Genomic DNA, 17,079 nt, shown 5'->3' on the forward strand with positions numbered 1-17,079 from the left:
GTCGAGACGCCCGCGAACCACGGAGATCTGGAGCCAGCGCGCGTGCAAGCGATGGACCTTGCCATCATCGGAGGAGGGCCGGTCGGGCTCGAGGCCGCGGCCCGGGCGGCCCGCGCGGGACTCGCGACGGTCCTGTTCGAGGCGGGCGAGGTGGCGGACCACGTCCGCGCCTGGGGCTGGCTGCGACTCTTCTCCCCCTTCGAGTGGAATGCCGGACCGGCGGGGATCGAAGTCCTGCGCGACCGGGGGCACGTACTGCCGGCGGCGGAGGCGCTGCTCACGGGCGCGGAGTTGCGGACGCACTATCTGCTGCCCCTGGCCGCGGCCCTGCGGTCGGGCGTGGAGGTCCGCGAGGGCGCGCGCGTGCGGGATGTCGCCCGGGCGGACCGGCTGAAGGGCGAGGCGCTCGGCGATGCCGCCCGGGCCGAGGAGCCCTTCCGGCTGCTCGTGGAGGAGAAAGGGGCCGAGACCGAGGTGTTCGCCCGGGCCGTGTTCGACTGCTCGGGGACGTACGGGCAGCCCAACTGGGCGGGTCCGGCCGGCACACCCGCCATCGGCGAGCGGGCCGCGCGGCGCGCGATCGAATACCGCATCCCCGATGTGCTCGGCGCCCAGCGCCGGCGCTATGCCGCGCGGCGCACGCTGCTCCTCGGAAGCGGTCATTCCGCCGCCACGACCGCGTGCGGCCTCGGGGCGCTGGCCCGGGCCGTGCCGGGGACGCGGTTCACCTGGGCCAGTCGCGAGGCGCACGGCGTCCCGCTGCGGGCGATCCCGGACGATCCGCTCCCGGAGCGGGTGAAGCTCACGCGCCGCGCCAACGCGATCGCCGCCGAACCGCCCCCGGGTTGCGAGTGGCTCTCGAGGAGCCGGCTGCTCGCCGTCCGGCAGGCCGATTCGCGGGGGCTCGAGGTCGACCTGGACGTCGATGGGCACGTTCGGCGCGACCGCTTCGACCGGGTCGTGGCGAACGTCGGCTACGAGCCCGACGACGGCCTGTATCGCCAGCTCCAGGTGCATGCCTGCTACGCGTCCCTCGGCCCGATGGGCGTCTCCGCCGCGCTCCTCGCCGCTCAGGGCCCGCCGGACGACGCGCCGGCGGACTGCTGTATCGGGGCGGACGCGCTCGGACCGGACACGCTGCGCAACCCCGAACCCGACTTCTTCATCCTGGGCGCCAAGAGCTTCGGCAAGAACTCCGCCTTCCTCATGCGGACGGGGTACGAGCAGGTCGCCGACGCATTCTCGCTGCTCGGCTGGAACACCGCGCGCGCGACCGGAGCACGCTGATCCGGCAGGCCGGGCCGGCCCGCGAGGCTCACATCCTCTTGTAGGCCGGACCGCTGCCGCCCTCCCGCGGCGTCCAGCGGGGACCGAGGACGTCCGTCGCCTTGCAGTCGATGCAGTTCGGCGCGTTCACGACCAGGCGGTCCCCGTCGCGCTCGTACACGCCCGCCGGACAGAGGCTCGCGTACAGTTCCGCCATCACCGGAGAAACCTCCGTTCCGGCCACCGCACCCACCACCAGGTGCGAAGGGACGTCGTCCCGGGTCGCGTTCCCGGAGCGGAAGACCGCGTCGACCTTGGCGACGGCGTGCTCGCCGTCGTACGCGGACTCGAGCCCCAGCCGCTTGCGACGAGGGCCCGCCGCGTCCGGCTCGCTCGGGATCCGGCCGCCGGGAAACGTCCCGCCCGTCACCTGCATGAGCCCCGCCCTGACGCCTCCGGCGAAGAAGCCGGACTTGAAGGCGAGCCGCTGGTTCCGGTTGCGGTACAGCGGGTCCTGGATGAGGCTCTCCCTCAGTGCCGCGTCGTAGGACGCGAGTCGGCCCCCGGGAACGGCGCCTTCCACGCCGTCCGCCCCATCGCTCTGGTCCATCCCTGCGCCCCGGTCCGACAGAGCCCGGCCGATCGCGTCCGCCGCGAGGACGCCCGAGCGCATCGCGTAGTGGATGCCCTTGAGGGAGGCGACGTCGACGAGTCCCGCGGCATCCCCCGCGATGAGCAGGCCGTCCCCGCTCAGCCGATCCGGGATGGCGTGGTATCCGCCCTCGGGAATCGTCTTCGCTCCCCACTCCACGAGTTCGCCGCCGTCCAGGATCTCGCGCACGAACGGGTGCTGCTTGAAGCGCTGCAGCAGCGCGTGCACATCGAGGTCGACGTAGGGCGCGTCCAGACCCACGACGAGGCCCAGCGACACGAGGTTCTCGCCCATGGGGTAGATGAAGCTGCCCCCGAACGCATCCCTCGGCAGCGGCCAGCCCATGGTATGCGTGACCGCGTCGGGCGGCTGCGCGACCTCCCACAGTTCCTTGACGCCGAGCGCGAAGATCTGGGGGTTCGCGGAGCCGACCCCTTCCCGCTCGAGCCAGGCCTGGCTCAGGGGCCCGCGGGTTCCTTCGGCGAGGACGGTGACCCGCGCGGAGAGGTCCGTCGCCGGCATGTACCCGCCCGCCGGGTTCCCTTCCCGGTCGAGACCGGCGGGCGTCGTGCGGACGCCCACCACCTGCCCACCGCGCACGAGGAGCGCATCGGCGGGGAATCCCGTGAACACGTTCACCCCCAGTTCCTCCGCCTGCCCTCCCAGCCAGCGCACGACCTCGCAGATGGAGGCCACGTGGTGGCCGTGGTTCCGCATCGAGGGAGGGGTCGGGAGCCGGATCCTTCCGCGCTCCGTGAGGAGCAGCACCCGGTCGCCCGCCACGCGGCCCCGCAGGGGAAGCTCCGTCTCGTCGAGGTCCGGGAAGAGCGTGTGAAAGGCCTCCGGGTTCACGACGGCCCCGGAGAGGCAGTGCTCCCCGAGTTCACCCGACTTCTCGAGGACGCCGATCTCGAGGTCGGCGAGCGGCCCGCCCTCCGCGCGGTCGCGCGCCGCCAGTTGCGCCAGCCGGATCGCTCCCGCGAGCCCGGCCGGACCTCCGCCCACGAAGAGGACATCGAGCGGCACCGCCTCCGGGTCGGGATCCTCCTCGACGATGAGGCGCCCCCGCGGCAGCGGTGGCTGCGCGGAAGCGGGAATCAGCGGCTTCACCGCGGCGTCCCGAGGACCCCCGCCTCGCGGAGCCATTCCAGCGTGGGGTCGAGCGGGAGCGATTCGATCGTCCGTCCCCCGTGCCCCGTGACGGATGTCGCCCTGAACAGGGAGTTGATGACGGCTTCGTCCGTCGCCTCGACCACCGCCTCGAACACGCGCGACAGCGCGCCGCCGCCTCGAACGGCCTCCCCCTCCCCCGTCGAGAAGGCGATCGCGTAGTCTCCGGAGCCGTGCGACATGTACGATCCCGTGCGGGCGAGCCCCATGAACGAGCGATCGGCCACCCGGTCGAGTTCGCGGTGGGCCAGCGGCAGGTCCGTCGCGATCACGATCATCACGGACCCGTCGCCATCTCCCTGGTCGCGGGCGCCGCGCAGGCCGGCCGCCGCGAGCTTCTCTCCCACGCGCACGCCGTCGATGCGCAGCGAACCCCCGAAGTTGCTCTGCACGAGCACGCCGACATTCACGACCCGCCCGCCGATCTCGACCCGCCGGGACGAGGTCCCGATGCCGCCCTTCCAGCCGAAGGCGATCGTCCCCGTCCCCGCCCCGACCGTTCCCTCCTCCACCGGGCCGCCCGCCGCCGTCCGCAGCGCCTCGCGCACGTGCTCGGGCCGGATCGGGCGGACGCGGATGTCGCTCAGGTACCCGTCGTTCGTCTCGCCGACGACCGGGTTCATCGAGCGCACGTCGCGGTTCGCCGGGAGCGAAAGGAGGGTATCGAGGAGCGCGTCCGCCGCGCGGAACACGCTCAGCGTCCCGGTGAGGAGGATCGGCGTCTCGAGTTCGCCGAGTTCGTTGACCTGGCTCAGCCCCACCAGCTTCCCGAACCCGTTGCCGACCGCGATCGCCGCCCGCACCCGCCGCTCGAACACGTTGTCCCCGTGCGGGAGAATCGCCGTGACCCCCGTGCGGATCGAGTCGCCCACCCACACCGTGCGGTGGCCCACGCGCACCCCGGGCACGTCCGTGATCGCATTCAGCGGCCCCGTCGGCAGGCGCCCGATGAGGACGCCCGCCTCACGTGCCCGCGGCCGCTCCGCGCCGGCCGGCCGCGCCTCCTGGCCGGTGGCGTCCGCGGGCGGCAACACCGTCATCGCCGCGAGAACGAGCGCCGCCGCAGATCCCGCCAGATTGGCAGCGCGGCTAATTCTCACTGCTGATGGTCGCCCGCTCGATGTAGTCCAGTTCGGTGAACTCCGCCTCAAGGTAGACGTTCCCCTCCTCCTGGATACGCCCCTGGCTCGGTCCGTTCCCGCCGGGCGCCCCTTCCCCGTACCCGGAGTAGAGCGCGTCTACGACGTCCATGCCCGAAATGATCTCGCCGATGGCGGCAAATCCCATCCCATCGAGCCGCGAGTTGTCGCCGAAGTTGATGAAGAGCTGCGTACTGCGGCTGTTCGGCATGGACGTCTGCGCGAAGCTTATCCGCCCGCGCGTATTCCCCATGACCACCGGATCGTCCTGGATGTTCGCGTCCCGCCACCCGGACTGGATTGCCGGGTCTCCGTTGATCCCGAACTGCGCCATGAAGCCCGCGATCACGCGGAAGAACCTCACGTCGTCGAAGAACCCGTTCTCCACCAGGTTGTAGAAGCGGTCCACGCCGTTGGGAGCCCACTCGCGGTGCGCCTCCACCACGAACGTGCCCTTCGTCGTCTCGAAACGAGCCTGAAAAGTCTCCGGAGCCGTCATGTTCACCTCTGCCGATCCCGGGTCCCGAAGGAATTCGCTCGGTCCTCCGCCCGGTTCACAGGCGGTCCCCGCCAGCAGACACCCGAGGAGCAGCCAACCCGGCCTGAAACCGGACCTGGACAGACGCGACCGTGCCATTCTCGACCCCCGTCAGCTTTCGTGTTCCCGTGCGCCCCCCGGACCGTTGCCGTGGCCTCCCGGCGGGCGTGCCGTCAGATACGGCGTGCCACGATGTAACGATATGCCACCGGAATTGCGACGAGCACGAATAACGTACTCGAAATCAACCCGCCGATGGTCGCGAGCGCGAGCGCGTTCCAGATGTTCTGATCCTGGGAGGGGGCGAAGAGGACGAGCGGCAGGAGTCCGAACACCGTCGTGAGCGTCGTCATGAGGATGGGGCGCACGCGCTCCAGCGTTCCCTGCACGATCGCCGCCGCCGTCGGCATGCGTTTGCGCACCTCGCCGATGTGGTAGACCACAAGGATGGCGTTGTTCACCACGATGCCGCCCATCATGATCGTGCCGATGAACGCGGTGCGGGTGAAGGTCGCATCGGTGTAGAAGAAGATGAGGAAGACGCCGATGAGGGCGAAGGGCAGCGAGAAGAGCACGACGAACGGCGCCAGGAGCGACTCGAACAGACCGGCCGTCACCATGTAGATGAGGAGGATGGAGAAGGCGAGGACGACCCACATCTGCGTCGTCTCCTCCGTCGTCCAGCCCCCGTAGCGCGATTTCTCGATCCGGTATCCCGGCGGGAGTTCCATCGCGTCCACCACCGCGTCGCGGACGACATCGCCGAACCGTACCGGCCCCCGGAACTCCCACGCCACGGTCCGCTCGTACTGCTGGTCTTCCCGCCGGATGCTGGCCAGGACCTGCCGGCGCCCCACCTCCGCGACGTTGGCGAGCCGGAGTTCCTCGCGGGAGGAGATCGGCACGCGCAGATCGCTCAGGTCATGGAAGTCGAACTCGCGATACCCGTCCACCTTTACGGCGTACTGCACCTCCTCGCCGCCCACGCGGATCCGGCTCACGGCCGGCCGGCCCTGAATGTTGCTCGACACGTAGTTGAGCAACTGCTGCACCGGGAGGTTGTAGGCCGCCAGCGCCTCCCGATCCGGCTCCACGTAGTACTCGAATTCCCGGTCGCGCTGATACCAGTTGCCGCTCGCGTTCGGGTCTACGTCGCGGATCCGGGAGAATCGCGTCAGACGCGACGCGATCTCCTCGGCGATCTCCTGCACCGTCAGGTAGTTGTACCCGAGCACCTGCAGGCTGTAGTTGGGCGGACTCGAGCCGCCGCCGTAGAAACTGGGACCGTATCCCCGCACGAAGACGTCGACGCCCGAGAACCCGTAGCTGTACGCCGTCATCTGGTCCTTGATGGCCACCGGGATCGACGTGTGCTCGAGTTCGTCGGGGAATTCCGCGCGCATGTACGCGTAGTTGGGCCGGACCTGCGCCTCGAAGCGTTCGACTTCATCGATGGTGGCGAGCTTCGCCTCGAAGGAGCGCACAAGTTCGTCCGTGCGTTCCAGCCCCGCGCCGCGCGGGAAGCTGATCGTGATCGTGATCCCGCTTCCGCCCCCTCCGAATCCGCTCCAGTAGCTCCCCCTGCTCACGTGCTCGTCGAACAGGTACCAGCTCCCCGCGAGACTCCCGAGGCAGACGAGTGCGACGAGGACGGGATGCCGAAGCGCGAACCCGAGGAGCGACCGGTATCCCGCGATGTAGAACGGTTCGGACTGTCGGGTCGGCGCTGCCGCGGCGTCCCCCGTCGTCAGGGCCGAATCGACCACGGCCCCGGCGGAATCCCGCATGCGGGAGACGCGCGAGGCGAGCGCCGGGACGAAGGTGAACGCCACGAAGAGGCTCGCGATGATCGAGAAGCCCACGGCGAACGTGAGCGGCAGGTAGTAGACCCGCAGCTCTCCCTGCAGGAAGAGGAAGGGGACGAGCACGATCGCGGTCGTCAGCGTTGCGGCGAGCACGGGCAGGACGACCTGGCGCGCCCCGCGGCTCGCGGCATCGGATGGGCCCGCCCCCGCCCTACGGTGACGCTCCACGTTTTCGAGCACGACGATGCCGTTGTCGACGACGAGGCCGAACCCCCACGCGAGCCCCCACAGCGTGAGCAGGTTCAGCGAGAATCCGCCGATGTAGAGGAAGTTCACCGCCGTCAGGACGCTGAATCCGATCGTCGCGAACACGACGAGGACGGCGCCGAGCGACCGCAGGAAGAGCGTGAGCACGATGAAGATCACGATGGCGGCGGCGATGGCGCGGAGCCGGAGCTCCGTGAGCTGCTCGCGGATGTTCTCGCTCTGATCCCGCAGCAACTCGAGCCCCACGCCCGCCGGCAGCGTCGAACCCAGTTCGGTCATCGCGGCCTTCACGTCGTCCGCGATCTGGATCACGTTCGTGCCCGACTGGCGGTACACGCTGATCGAGATCGTGGGCTGCGAGTTGATGCGCCAGAAGAACAGCGGGTCTTCCGTCTGGTCGCGCACCTGCCCCAGATCGCCCACGCGGACGGGCCCATCCGGCCGGGTGAGGACGATCATGTCCGCGATGTCCGACACCTCGAGCGCCCGGGTGCGCACGGCGATGGCGAACTGCCGCCCATCGAGTTCGACCGACCCCGGAGCCTTCGGCTCTGAGAGTTCGACGATCCGGCGGCTGACCTCCTCCGGCCGCAGCCCGAGCGCCTCCAGCCGGCCCCGGTCGAGCTCGACCGCGATCTCGCGGCGCTCGGCCCCCCGCACGTCCACCGCGGACACGCCCGGCAACCCCCGCACGAAGGGCGCGATCTCCTCCTCGGCGATCTCGCCCAGGCGCGCGAAGGTGTAGGGGCCGGTCAGCGAGAAGGTGAGAAGCTGCTCCTCTTCCTCGGCGAATTCCTGCGGGACGTACTCGGAGAGGAGGGGCACCACGCCCTCGGGCAGCTCGTCCCGGATCGAGTTGATCCGTTCGCCGAGCTCGAGGCGGGCGAACTCCATCCGCGTATCGCGCTCGAATTCGACTTCGATCCGGGCGCTGGACCCCGTCCCGCGCTGATCGGCGGAGGATTCCGAGACGACCTTCTCCACCCCGCCGACCTGCTGGATGACGGTTTCGAGCGGCGCGGTCACGAACGCTTCCAGCGCCTCGGGCGAGGCGCCGTCCCAGGTGGCGGTGACCGTGAGACGGGGGAACTCGACCTCGGGCAGGTCCTCGACCGGGATGAGCCGGAAGCTCGTCACGCCGAGCGCGAAGAGCGCGATGTAGATCGCGGCGGTCGCCACCGGTCGGCGGATGGCCAGATCGATCATGGTTCCACACTCCCTCTCGCCATGCCCGGAGCCGCCGGTCCGGAGCCGCCGCCGAGGCCGTACCCCGGCGTCGGCCGGAGCGCGGACGGGTCGCGGCGCTCGGGCCGCGGGCCCGGGTCGGGCCCCACGGACACGGAGGGCTCGACGAGGACCGAATATACGACCGGCACGACGATGAGCGTGAGGAAGGTCGCGGAGATGAGGCCGCCGATCACCGCGACGGCCAGCGGGGCGCGGAGGTCGGCCCCGGCCCCGAGCCCGGCGGCGAGCGGGAGGAGCCCGACCACGGTCGTGATGGTCGTCATCACGATGGGGCGGAGCCGCAGCCGGCCCGCTTCGAGGATCGCGGCCCGCTTCGCGAGCCCCGCCCGTCTCCGCTGGTTGATGAAGTCGACCTTGACGATCGCGTCATTGACGACAATGCCGATGAGGATCACGAACCCGATGCCGCTCATCGCGTTGAGGCCGTCCCCGGCGATCCAGAGCGCCGTCACCGCCCCGATCGCCGCCAGCGGCACCGCGGTGAGGACGACGAGCGGCTGCACGAGCGACTCGAACTGGGCGGCCATGATGAGGAAGACGAGGGCCAGCGCGAGCGCGAAGGCGAAGGTGAGCGAGCGGAAGCTGTCCTGCATCTCCTCGTTCTCGCCGCCGACGCGCACGGTCGTGAGCGCCGGCCGCGGGATGTCCGCGATCGCGGCCTCCACCTCCCGCACGGCCGTCCGGAGTCCGCCCTCGGCCACGTCCGCGAGCACCTGGATCGTGCGGTTCTGATCCTCGCGCCGGATTTCGACCGGACCGAACCCCTGCCGGACCGTCACGAGTTCCCCGATCGGCACGCCCTGCAGCCGAAGCCCGAGCACCCGGTCGAGTTCCCGCCGGGCGGTCTCCGGGATCGTGACCCGGATGTCGACCTTGTCCGCGAATACCGAGTACGCGTTGTTCGTCTCCGACCCCCGGAGGTAGTCCTCGATCGCCGTCGCGACCGAAGTCACGGTGATCTGGTGACGGGCCGCCACCTCCCGATTGACTTCGATGACGAGTTCCGGCTGCGTGCGAAGGAAGTCCAGCCGGACATCGGCCAGCGTCGAGACGCCCTCGAGCCGGGTCTCGATCGCCTCGGCGACCGGCACGAGTTCATCCAGTTCCCCGCTCTGCACCTTCACCGCGAGGTCGGCCTCCCCGATCGCCAGCGCCCTGCCGAGCGATGTGGCCCGTCCGGTCTCGATCGTCACGAAGGCCGGATCCACCCCGCTCCCCGCGAGCCGCGCCCGCAGTTCGGCGATGGCTTCGCTCGTCGGCCGGGACGACCCGGCGAGCTGGACGTCGAGCGCCGCGTTGTTGAGTCCGGTCAGGTCGCGCGCCGCGAGTTCGCTGCCCCGGCTGCGGCCCACCCGGGTGAAGATGCCCGAGACGTCCGCCATGTCGAGCAGGAGCCGCTCCACCTCGCCCGCCGTCTCGTCCGTCGTCCGGATCGGCGTCCCCTGGGGGAGGTTGAGTTCGACCCAGAACTGCTGCTCGTCCACGCGCGGCATGAGTCCCCGCGGGAGGGATCCGGCGAGCATGACGGCGCCGGCCAGCGCGACGACGGCGATCGAGAGGACTTCCAGCCGGTGCGCCAGGGCCCACTCGAGCGTCCGCTCGTACCGACCCGCGAAACGGAGGAACGCGCGCTCGAAGGCCCGCAGGAAGGGGCCGAAGAGCAGGCCCAGGACTCTGCCGCCGCCGGTCGCGACATCGACGCCCGTGAGCTTGACCGAGCGCCCCACGTAGGCGACCCCGCCCCCGACGCCTCGCACGCCCGCGACGGCGCCCGCCCGCACGGCTCGGCCGACCCGGCGCACGCGCCCCGGCCGTTCGGCTTCCGGCGCATCGGGCGCCGACGGGAACGTCTCGCCATCGAAGCCCGCCGTCTCCGCTCCGCGCCTCCCGCGGGCCACCTGGGCGGCGAGCACCGGGAGCAGCGTGAGCGCCACGAGCAGCGAGGCGAGGAGGGAGAACGTCACCGCGAGCGAAAGGTCGCCGAAGAGGGCGCCCGCCACGCCCTCCACGTACAGCACCGGTCCGAATACGGCGATCGTCGTGAGCGTCGACGCCGTGATCGCCGCCGCCACCTCCCGGGCGCCCCGCCCGGCCGACTCCCGCGCGCTCCCGCCCGACTCCTCGCGGTGCCGGAAGATGTTCTCGAGCACGACGATGGAGTTGTCGACGAGCAGGCCGACCCCGAGCGCGAGGCCGCCGAGCGACATGATGTTGAGACTGACATCGAACGCGTAGCAGAGCGCGAAGGCCGCCATGACCGAGATCGGGATGGCGAGCCCGATGGCCAGCGGATACCTCGGATCGCGCAGGAAGAGGAAGAGGACGAGGAAGGCCAGCGCCCCGCCGAGCAGCAGGGCGGAGACGACGTTCGAGATCGCGTCCCGGATGAAGGCCGCCTGACTGGAGGCGATCTCGATCGAGATCCCGGAGAACTCCTCCCGCAACTGATCCAGCGTCTCACGCACGCCGTCCGCCACGCGGACCGTGTTCGTCCCCGCCTCCTTGAACACCTGGAGCCCGATCGCGGGTTCCCCGTTGAAGCGCGCGATCGTCTCGAGGTCCGCGATCGTGTCGACCACGGTGGCGACATCGACCAATCGGACGGGACGGGCCCCGACGCCCCGCGGCCGCGCGATGACGACGTCGAGCAGTTCCTCGACCTCCCGGAACTGGCCCAGCGTGCGCAGGCTGTACTCGAACCGGCCCCGCTGGATCGTGCCGCCGGGCGCATTGTAGTTCGCCTGGTCGAGCGCGTTCGAGATCTCGCTGAGCGAGACCTCGTGCACGTCCAGGTATTCCGGGTCCACGATGACCCGCAGCTCCCGCTCGGGTCCGCCCGTCAGCCCCGCCAGCGAGACGCCGTCCAGCTGCTCCAGGCGGCGCTTGAAGACGACCTCGGAGAGATCGCGCAGGCTGCGGAGGTCGGCCCCGCTCACCGCGAGGGTCATGATCGGATCGCTCGTCGGATCCGATCTCAGGATCGTGGGCCGCTCCGAGCCTTCCGGGAGCCTCTCCGTCAGATTGTCCAGCTTCTCCCGGGTGTGGAGGGTCGCGAACTCCATGTCCGTGCCCCAGGCGAACTGGAGCTGGACGAGCGACTGCCCCTCGCGCGATCGCGACGAGATGCGGCGCGCCCCCGGGATCGAGTACAACTGTTGTTCGATGGGTTCCGTGATGAAGCGCTCGACCTCCGCGGGCCCCGCATCCGAGTACGTCGTCCACACGGAGAGCGTCGGGAAGGCGACATCCGGCAGGAGATCGATGGGCAGACGGAGGAACGACACCACGCCCAGCACGGCGATGCCCACATAGAGCATCGCCGTCGCCACCGGCCGCCGAAGCGAAACGTCGGGAAGCGCCAAGGTCAGCCGCCTCGCATGCGGCGGAGTTTCGTCACGGGGTGCCGGGCCCGCTCTCGAGGTACTCGGCGAGACTGGACCACGTGATCCGGTAGTCGTACTGCCGCTGGATCAGATCGGTCTCCGCTCTCTGCACGGCGTCGATCGCCTGCTGGAGTTCGGTGAAGCTCACGGTCCCGAGCCGGTAACGCTCCTGTTGCATCTCGAGCCGCTCGCGCGAGATCGCGTACACGCGCTCGAGCAGACCCAGCGTCTGAGCCAGCTGTGAGATGTCGTCGCCGTAACGCCGCACATCGCGCTCGATCTCCAGCCGCCGGCGCCGCAGATCCTCCTCGGCCTGCCGCCGGGCGGCAGACGCCTGGGCGTTCTCCCGTTCACGCTGGAAGCCGTCGAAGAGGCTCCAGGATGCCGTGATACTGAAACCGTGACTCGTGTCGGCCGGGTCGAACTGCCAGAACGAGTCCTCGGGACCGAAGTTCTCGCTGCGGCTCCATCCCAGATTCACGCTGACCTGCGGCAGGTAGCGGGTGCGCGCGGTCCACAACGACGCGGCCGCGGCGGCGCGCTCCGCATCGAGCGCCGCCAGCTCGGGGTCGGAGGTCACGGCGGTCCGAACGATGAAATCGATGTCCGGGATGCCCTCGGGCATGCCGTCGTCGCCCGTGAGCACGAGGCCGTCGCCCGCGTCGGGCGACAGTCCCATCGACACCACGAGCTGGCGCAGTCCGGCGCGCAACTGGTTTTCCTCGGCGGCGAGGGCAATCCGTGCGTTCAACAGGTTCCCTTCCGCGGCGAGCAGATCCGTTCGTTCCACCGCCGCAATCTCGTACCGCCGGCTGGCGATCTCGAGTTCGAGTTCCCGGTCCGCGATCTGGGTTCGCGTGAGCTCCAGCAGTTCCTGCCGCCGCAGGGCCTCGAGGAAATCGCGGCGCACCGTCAGCACGACCTCGCGCTGCCGGTCGTCGTAGTATCGCTGCGCGGCGCGAAGATTTGCCGCGGACCGCGAGATCTCGGAGAAACGCCGTCCGCGATCCAGGACGACCCAGCTCATCCCCAGTTGCTGCCTCGCGTTCTGGCTCGAAGACGTGAGGACCCCCGGAAGCGTCTCCGACAGCCCCTCCTCGCCGACGAACGTGGTCCGCGAGAAACTCGACCGGCCGAGGTCGGCGTTCACGCTGGCCGTCGGGAGGAACGCTCCCCAGGCGGCCAACCGGTCGGCGCCCGCCCGATCCGCCTGTGTCCGGGATATCCGCAGCACCGGGCTCTCGCTGAGGGCGACCCGGATCGCCCTCGTGATGTCGATCGTGTCCGGGAGCGACGGATTCTGCGCAACGGAGGGCGCCGGGGCCGCGAAACCTGCAGCCGCCAGCACGGCGGCGAGCGCGGCCGCCTCACGGAAGCGGGGCCGGCGTCCCCCGGCTCCGCGCCTCACCGCGAACCGCCCGTGGAGCCGCTCGCGGAGTTGTCCGGTGTGTCGTCCGGGGCGGGTTCCATCGGCGTAACGAGTTCTCCGTGGTTCTCGATCCGCACCTGGGCGTCGTGCGTGAGCGTGGCGTGACCGTCGACGAGCACGACTTCCCCGCCCGCGGGCACGAAGGTGTCGTCTCCGTCCGGACTGGGGATGATCTCGACCTGCGTGTCGTTCTCGAGGCCGAGCGTCACGTACTCCCACTGGGCGCGTCCCGTCTCCGAGCCCGGGGCTCCCGGCTCGAACACGAACACCACCTGCCGCCGGCTCCGCTCGACCACCGCTTCCTTCGGCACGAACGTCCGGTCCGCGAGTTGACGGCCGGCGATCCGCACGTTCCCCGGCATGCCCGGCACGATTCGAGCCTCGGGATTCGACAGGCGCACGGTGACGCGCGCCGTCTGCGTCTCGGGATCGACCAGCGGGTTCACGCTCACGACGCGCCCCTCGAAGATCTCTCCCCGGAGCGCGGGGAACGTCGCCGTCGCCTGTCGCCCCACCTCCACGAGCGGGAGTTCGGAATGCAGGACCTCGGCATCGATGTCGATCTCGGAAAGGTCGACGATGGTCGCGATCGAATCGCCCGTCCTGACGCGGCTCCCGTGCGCGACGGCGAGGTTCGCCACGAGGCCTGCGAAGGGGGCGACGATCCGCGTCTTTTCCAGTTCGTAGCGCGCTTCCGCGAGTTGCGCCTCGTAGTCCGGGAGGCTCACCCGGATGCGGGCCTGCTCGGCGCGGGCCAGCCGGACCGAGTCCGGCAGCTCGTCATCGAAGAGCACCCGGTCCAGATACTCCGCCTGCGCGCGCGCCACGCCGGCCTCCGCCCGCTGCGCCTGGAGTTCGTAGAGCGTCGGGTCGATCCGCGCCAGGAGCTGGCCGGCCCGCACGTGCACGCCCTCCTGCACCGGCACCGCCGTCACCGGCCCCTGGACTTCCGCATGGAGCGGGGCCCGGCGCAGGGATGCGGCCCGTCCGCTCGCGGTGACCCAGAGCACGAAGGTGTCGCGCTGGATGACGGCCCCTTCGACGGGAAGGAAAATGTCCGTGGCGAAGGCGGCCGCGGAGGCCGTCCCCCGCACCGCCTCGGCCACGGAGTCCGCCGCGGCGTCGCCGAAGCTCTGCGGCTCGTCCTCCCCGTCCTCGTTCAGCCGCATGAAGATGCCGACGACGGCCGCGCCCGCGACGAGCAGGACGATCAACGTGACCCAATGACGTGCCTTCATAAGCCTCGCACCGCTTTGTTCGGTTCGCGTAGTCGACCGGTCGGAGTGGTCGCGGCAAGCTCAATCTATCGAAAGACTGTCAACCGGCTATCAACCGTCAGAGGTCGAGGCTTTGACACGGGAACGTGTCCCGACCGTTGTACGGCACCCCGAGCCGGCCCGCCTACCCTGCCGGGAGAACCTGGACGGACGGGGGCGTTCGGTCAACTAGTTCAATAGTAGAACGGGAAGTGCGAGAGGGGTGGTGGTGGGGGCGGCGCGGGTCCAAACGGCGGGAGGGCGGCATCGGGCGATGCCGCCCTCCCCGCAGGTCAGATCCAGTCCTTCTTGCGGAAGTCGGTCATGACCTCGGCGAGCTTCTCCATGTCCGACGGGAGGCCCATCGAGAGCCGGCTCCAGTCCGTCATCGGCGGGAACGGGCGGCCCACGTTGAACCCGGCCTCGAACATGCGCTCGTTGTAGGTCGCGAGTTCGCCCTTGATCCGGTGCATGACGAAGTTCGTGTGGCTCGGCAGGACTTCGATGTCGAGCTGGGCAAGGGCGTCGTACATGATCGCCTTCGCCTCGTCGTTCGTCTTCACGCTCTTCGCGAAGAACTCGTCGTCGGCGAGCGAGGCGACGGCCGCCACGCCCGCGACGTGGTTGGGCGCGTTCCGCGTCGCGAAGGGGAGGACCCGCTGGACGGTGGCTTCGTGCGCGATCCCGTAGCCGAGGCGAATCCCGGCCATCGCGTACACCTTCGAGAAGGTGCGGGCGACGATCAGGTTCGGATGGCGCTCGATGAGCGGGACGAAGGTCTCGTAGCCGGGGTCGTCCGCGAGTTCGAAGTACGCCTCGTCCACGAGGAAGAGGTGCTGCTCGCCCTCGTCGCGGATCCAGTCCATGATCGGCCCGGTCGCGGTAAGCGTGCCGGTCGGGTTGTTCGGGTTGCAGAAGTAGATCACGCTCGGCGCGGACGACTTCGCGACCTCTTCGCGCATACGGCCGATGTCGTGCGCGTAGTCGCTCGTGAGCGGCACCGTGACGTGGTCGTAGGCGAACGGTTGCGAGTACCTCGGGACATCCTCGTACGTCGGCTCGGCGTAGATGAGGCGGCCGCCGGGCGCCGCCCAGGCCGCCGAAGCGATGCGCAGGATCTCGGTCGAGCCGGAGCCGAAGAAGAGCTGGCCGGGCTTGACGCCGAGGCGCGCCACGAGCGCCTCGCGCACGAGTTCGCCGGTCGCGCCGGGATAGCGGTTCGCCTCGTCGAGCCCGTCGATGATCGCCTGCCGCGCCGACGGAGCGATGCCGAGCGGGTTCTCGTTCGAACTCAGCCGGACGGGTCCGTTGTAGTCGCGCCCCGGTCGGCGGGGGTTGAAGAGGGTGTCGAGGCCGCGCGCCGTGGTCGCGCCCGCGAGGGGTGCGGCCAGGGGTGCGGCGGCGATGCCGGCAACGCCGGCGCCCGTGAGTCCGGCTCGGAGAAACGCCCTTCGCTTCATGTGGCCTCCCTGAGGTTCCGAGGACGCCCCCACCGCGGGGAGGCGGCGCCCGCCCATGTTTCGTTGAAACATGGCCCGAACGACGCCGAACGTCCAGCGCGCCGGCCCATCCCGCGTTCAGCGCGGAGGCGGGGGATCCCGCCGCGGGGACGGCTCCTCCGGCGGCTCGCCGCGCGCGGCTCTTCGTTCCGTGACGAGGAGGCGGACACCGGAAATCGCGCCGTCCAGCAGCGAGTCGATCGCGGCCCCCAGTTCCTCCCCGCTGAGGTTCGCCAACTGCTCCCGCACGTCCTCCGGGAGCCGCCGGATGAGCTGTGCGTGGCCGCGCTCCCGCCATTCGCGGCGACGTGACTCGGTCTCGGTGCGGTCGGCATCCGGCGACACCGCCTCCCCCTCCCCGAACGCCCTGACCGCCGTGAGGAACGGGAGCGCGAACGCGCTGTCGAGCGTGGCGGCCCGCTCGTAGTGCGCTTCGGCCTCCTCCGGGCGGCCTTCGCGGTGCAGCGCGTTGCCCCGGTGAAAGGCGGCGAGGGCCTCCAGATTCCGCGTGCCCAGGTGGCTAATGCGAGCGACCTCGGGCGGCGCCGGCGTGCCGGAGAGGTTGGCGGCGAGCCGCACCGTCAGCGTGTCCACGAGTTCGAACACATCGTCGCCCCGGGCGAAGTCCGCGGAGGCGATGGTCCCGTTTTCGAGTTCGATCAACTGGGCGTCGATGCGCATGTCCTCCGCCGACCCCGTCACGCTGCCCCAGAGCAGCAGGCGGGCGCCGCTCCCGCGCGCCACGGTCAGCGCCAGCGCCTCCGGGATTTCCTCCTCCTCGGAGACCCCTCCCTCCATGAGGAGGTCGAAGAGGCTCTGTCGGCCGACCACGCGTAGACCGGGGAGTTGCGCCAGGTTCGTCGTGAGCAGGTCGGCGAGACCCGAACCGAGCCACTCGAGTTCCGGGTCGGGCACGTTGTTCCGGAAGGGCAGGACCGCGAGCGAGCTGGGCCCCAGGTCGGGCGCCGAACCCGCGAAACTCAGCGCTTCTCCGCCGTCATCCGTACGGTCCGCGGCCGTGGCGGGCGTCGCGGCCTCCACGCCGCCGGCCTCCGCCGGTACCGCGGTCGCGATCCGGTAGGTGCCGATCGCGCCCAGGGAGGCCAGGGTGAGCAGGAGCCAGGCTTCGGCCCGGCGGATGCGCTGGGGACCGCGCTCCCCATGAAACCAGCCGATAACGAGAAAGGCGGGGAACCCGAGGATGGCGAGGAAGACGACCGTGTCGAGGATCTTCCTCGAAAACGCGTAGGTCCCGACGATGAAGTCGGTGATCTCCACGCCGAGCCAGGCCGCGCCCACGTACACGAGCGCGATCTGCACCATGCGCCGCTTCCGGATCTTCTCCAGGATCGACGCGCCGTTCCCCTCGCTGTTCATCGTCATCCGCCCATCCCGGTCTCCGGAGCCAACGCTCGTCCCCGCTGAGG

The 17,079-nt window shown here is 70.3% G+C and carries 10 protein-coding genes; 1 reads left to right on the forward strand and 9 read right to left on the reverse strand.

Going from position 1 to position 17,079, the window contains the following annotated elements; translation table 11 throughout:
* Positions 1-42: 42 nt before the first annotated feature.
* Positions 43-1,287, forward strand: a complete 1,245-nt coding sequence (locus ACOGI9_RS06155) for a hypothetical protein (RefSeq protein ID WP_419858988.1) — start codon at positions 43-45, stop codon at positions 1,285-1,287.
* Between the two features lie 28 nt (positions 1,288-1,315).
* Here the strand turns inward: ACOGI9_RS06155 and ACOGI9_RS06160 are convergent, their stop codons facing one another.
* From ACOGI9_RS06160 to ACOGI9_RS06200, 9 genes are all read right to left on the reverse strand, one after another.
* Positions 1,316-3,028 (reverse strand): 4Fe-4S dicluster domain-containing protein, encoded by a 1,713-nt coding sequence (locus tag ACOGI9_RS06160; protein ID WP_419858989.1) that lies wholly within the window; start codon positions 3,026-3,028, stop codon positions 1,316-1,318.
* A complete protein-coding gene (locus ACOGI9_RS06165) occupies positions 3,025-4,128 on the reverse strand; it encodes a P1 family peptidase (RefSeq protein WP_419858990.1) in 1,104 nt (367 codons plus the stop codon). The genes ACOGI9_RS06160 and ACOGI9_RS06165 overlap by 4 nt, the downstream gene beginning before the upstream one ends.
* Positions 4,129-4,177: 49 nt before the next feature.
* Entirely contained in the window at positions 4,178-4,726 is a 549-nt protein-coding gene (locus tag ACOGI9_RS06170; protein WP_419858991.1) for a peptidylprolyl isomerase, read from the reverse strand.
* A gap of 212 nt (positions 4,727-4,938) precedes the next feature.
* Positions 4,939-8,043 carry an efflux RND transporter permease subunit gene (locus ACOGI9_RS06175; protein ID WP_419858992.1) on the reverse strand — a complete coding sequence of 1,035 codons (3,105 nt, stop codon included), beginning with the start codon at positions 8,041-8,043 and terminating at the stop codon, positions 4,939-4,941.
* Entirely contained in the window at positions 8,040-11,447 is a 3,408-nt protein-coding gene (locus ACOGI9_RS06180) for an efflux RND transporter permease subunit (RefSeq protein ID WP_419858993.1), read from the reverse strand. Before ACOGI9_RS06180 ends, ACOGI9_RS06175 begins: the two co-directional genes overlap by 4 nt.
* Positions 11,448-11,478: 31 nt before the next feature.
* The gene (locus ACOGI9_RS06185) at positions 11,479-12,876 is read right to left on the reverse strand and encodes a TolC family protein (protein ID WP_419858994.1); all 1,398 of its coding nucleotides are present in this window, start codon (positions 12,874-12,876) and stop codon (positions 11,479-11,481) included.
* Positions 12,873-14,135: an efflux RND transporter periplasmic adaptor subunit gene (locus ACOGI9_RS06190; protein WP_419858995.1), complete on the reverse strand. Its 1,263-nt coding sequence runs from the start codon at positions 14,133-14,135 to the stop codon at positions 12,873-12,875. The genes ACOGI9_RS06185 and ACOGI9_RS06190 overlap by 4 nt, the downstream gene beginning before the upstream one ends.
* A gap of 311 nt (positions 14,136-14,446) precedes the next feature.
* On the reverse strand, positions 14,447-15,613 hold the full coding sequence (locus ACOGI9_RS06195) for a pyridoxal phosphate-dependent aminotransferase (RefSeq protein WP_419858996.1): 1,167 nt from the start codon (positions 15,611-15,613) through the stop codon (positions 14,447-14,449).
* Between the two features lie 117 nt (positions 15,614-15,730).
* Positions 15,731-17,035, reverse strand: a complete 1,305-nt coding sequence (locus ACOGI9_RS06200) for a hypothetical protein (protein ID WP_419858997.1) — start codon at positions 17,033-17,035, stop codon at positions 15,731-15,733.
* Between the last annotated feature and the right edge of the window lie 44 nt (positions 17,036-17,079).

This window comes from Candidatus Palauibacter irciniicola, from assembly GCF_965208695.1.
GTDB lineage: Bacteria > Gemmatimonadota > Gemmatimonadetes > Palauibacterales > Palauibacteraceae > Palauibacter > Palauibacter irciniicola.

Coding starts and splice junctions, on each gene's coding strand:
- ACOGI9_RS06175 (WP_419858992.1), bottom strand. CDS start 8,043: ATGATCGATCTGGCCATCCGCCGACCGGTGGCGACCGCCGCGATCTAC.
- ACOGI9_RS06165 (WP_419858990.1), bottom strand. CDS start 4,128: ATGACGGTGTTGCCGCCCGCGGACGCCACCGGCCAGGAGGCGCGGCCG.
- ACOGI9_RS06170 (WP_419858991.1), bottom strand. CDS start 4,726: ATGACGGCTCCGGAGACTTTTCAGGCTCGTTTCGAGACGACGAAGGGC.
- ACOGI9_RS06195 (WP_419858996.1), bottom strand. CDS start 15,613: ATGAAGCGAAGGGCGTTTCTCCGAGCCGGACTCACGGGCGCCGGCGTT.
- ACOGI9_RS06190 (WP_419858995.1), bottom strand. CDS start 14,135: ATGAAGGCACGTCATTGGGTCACGTTGATCGTCCTGCTCGTCGCGGGC.
- ACOGI9_RS06200 (WP_419858997.1), bottom strand. CDS start 17,035: ATGACGATGAACAGCGAGGGGAACGGCGCGTCGATCCTGGAGAAGATC.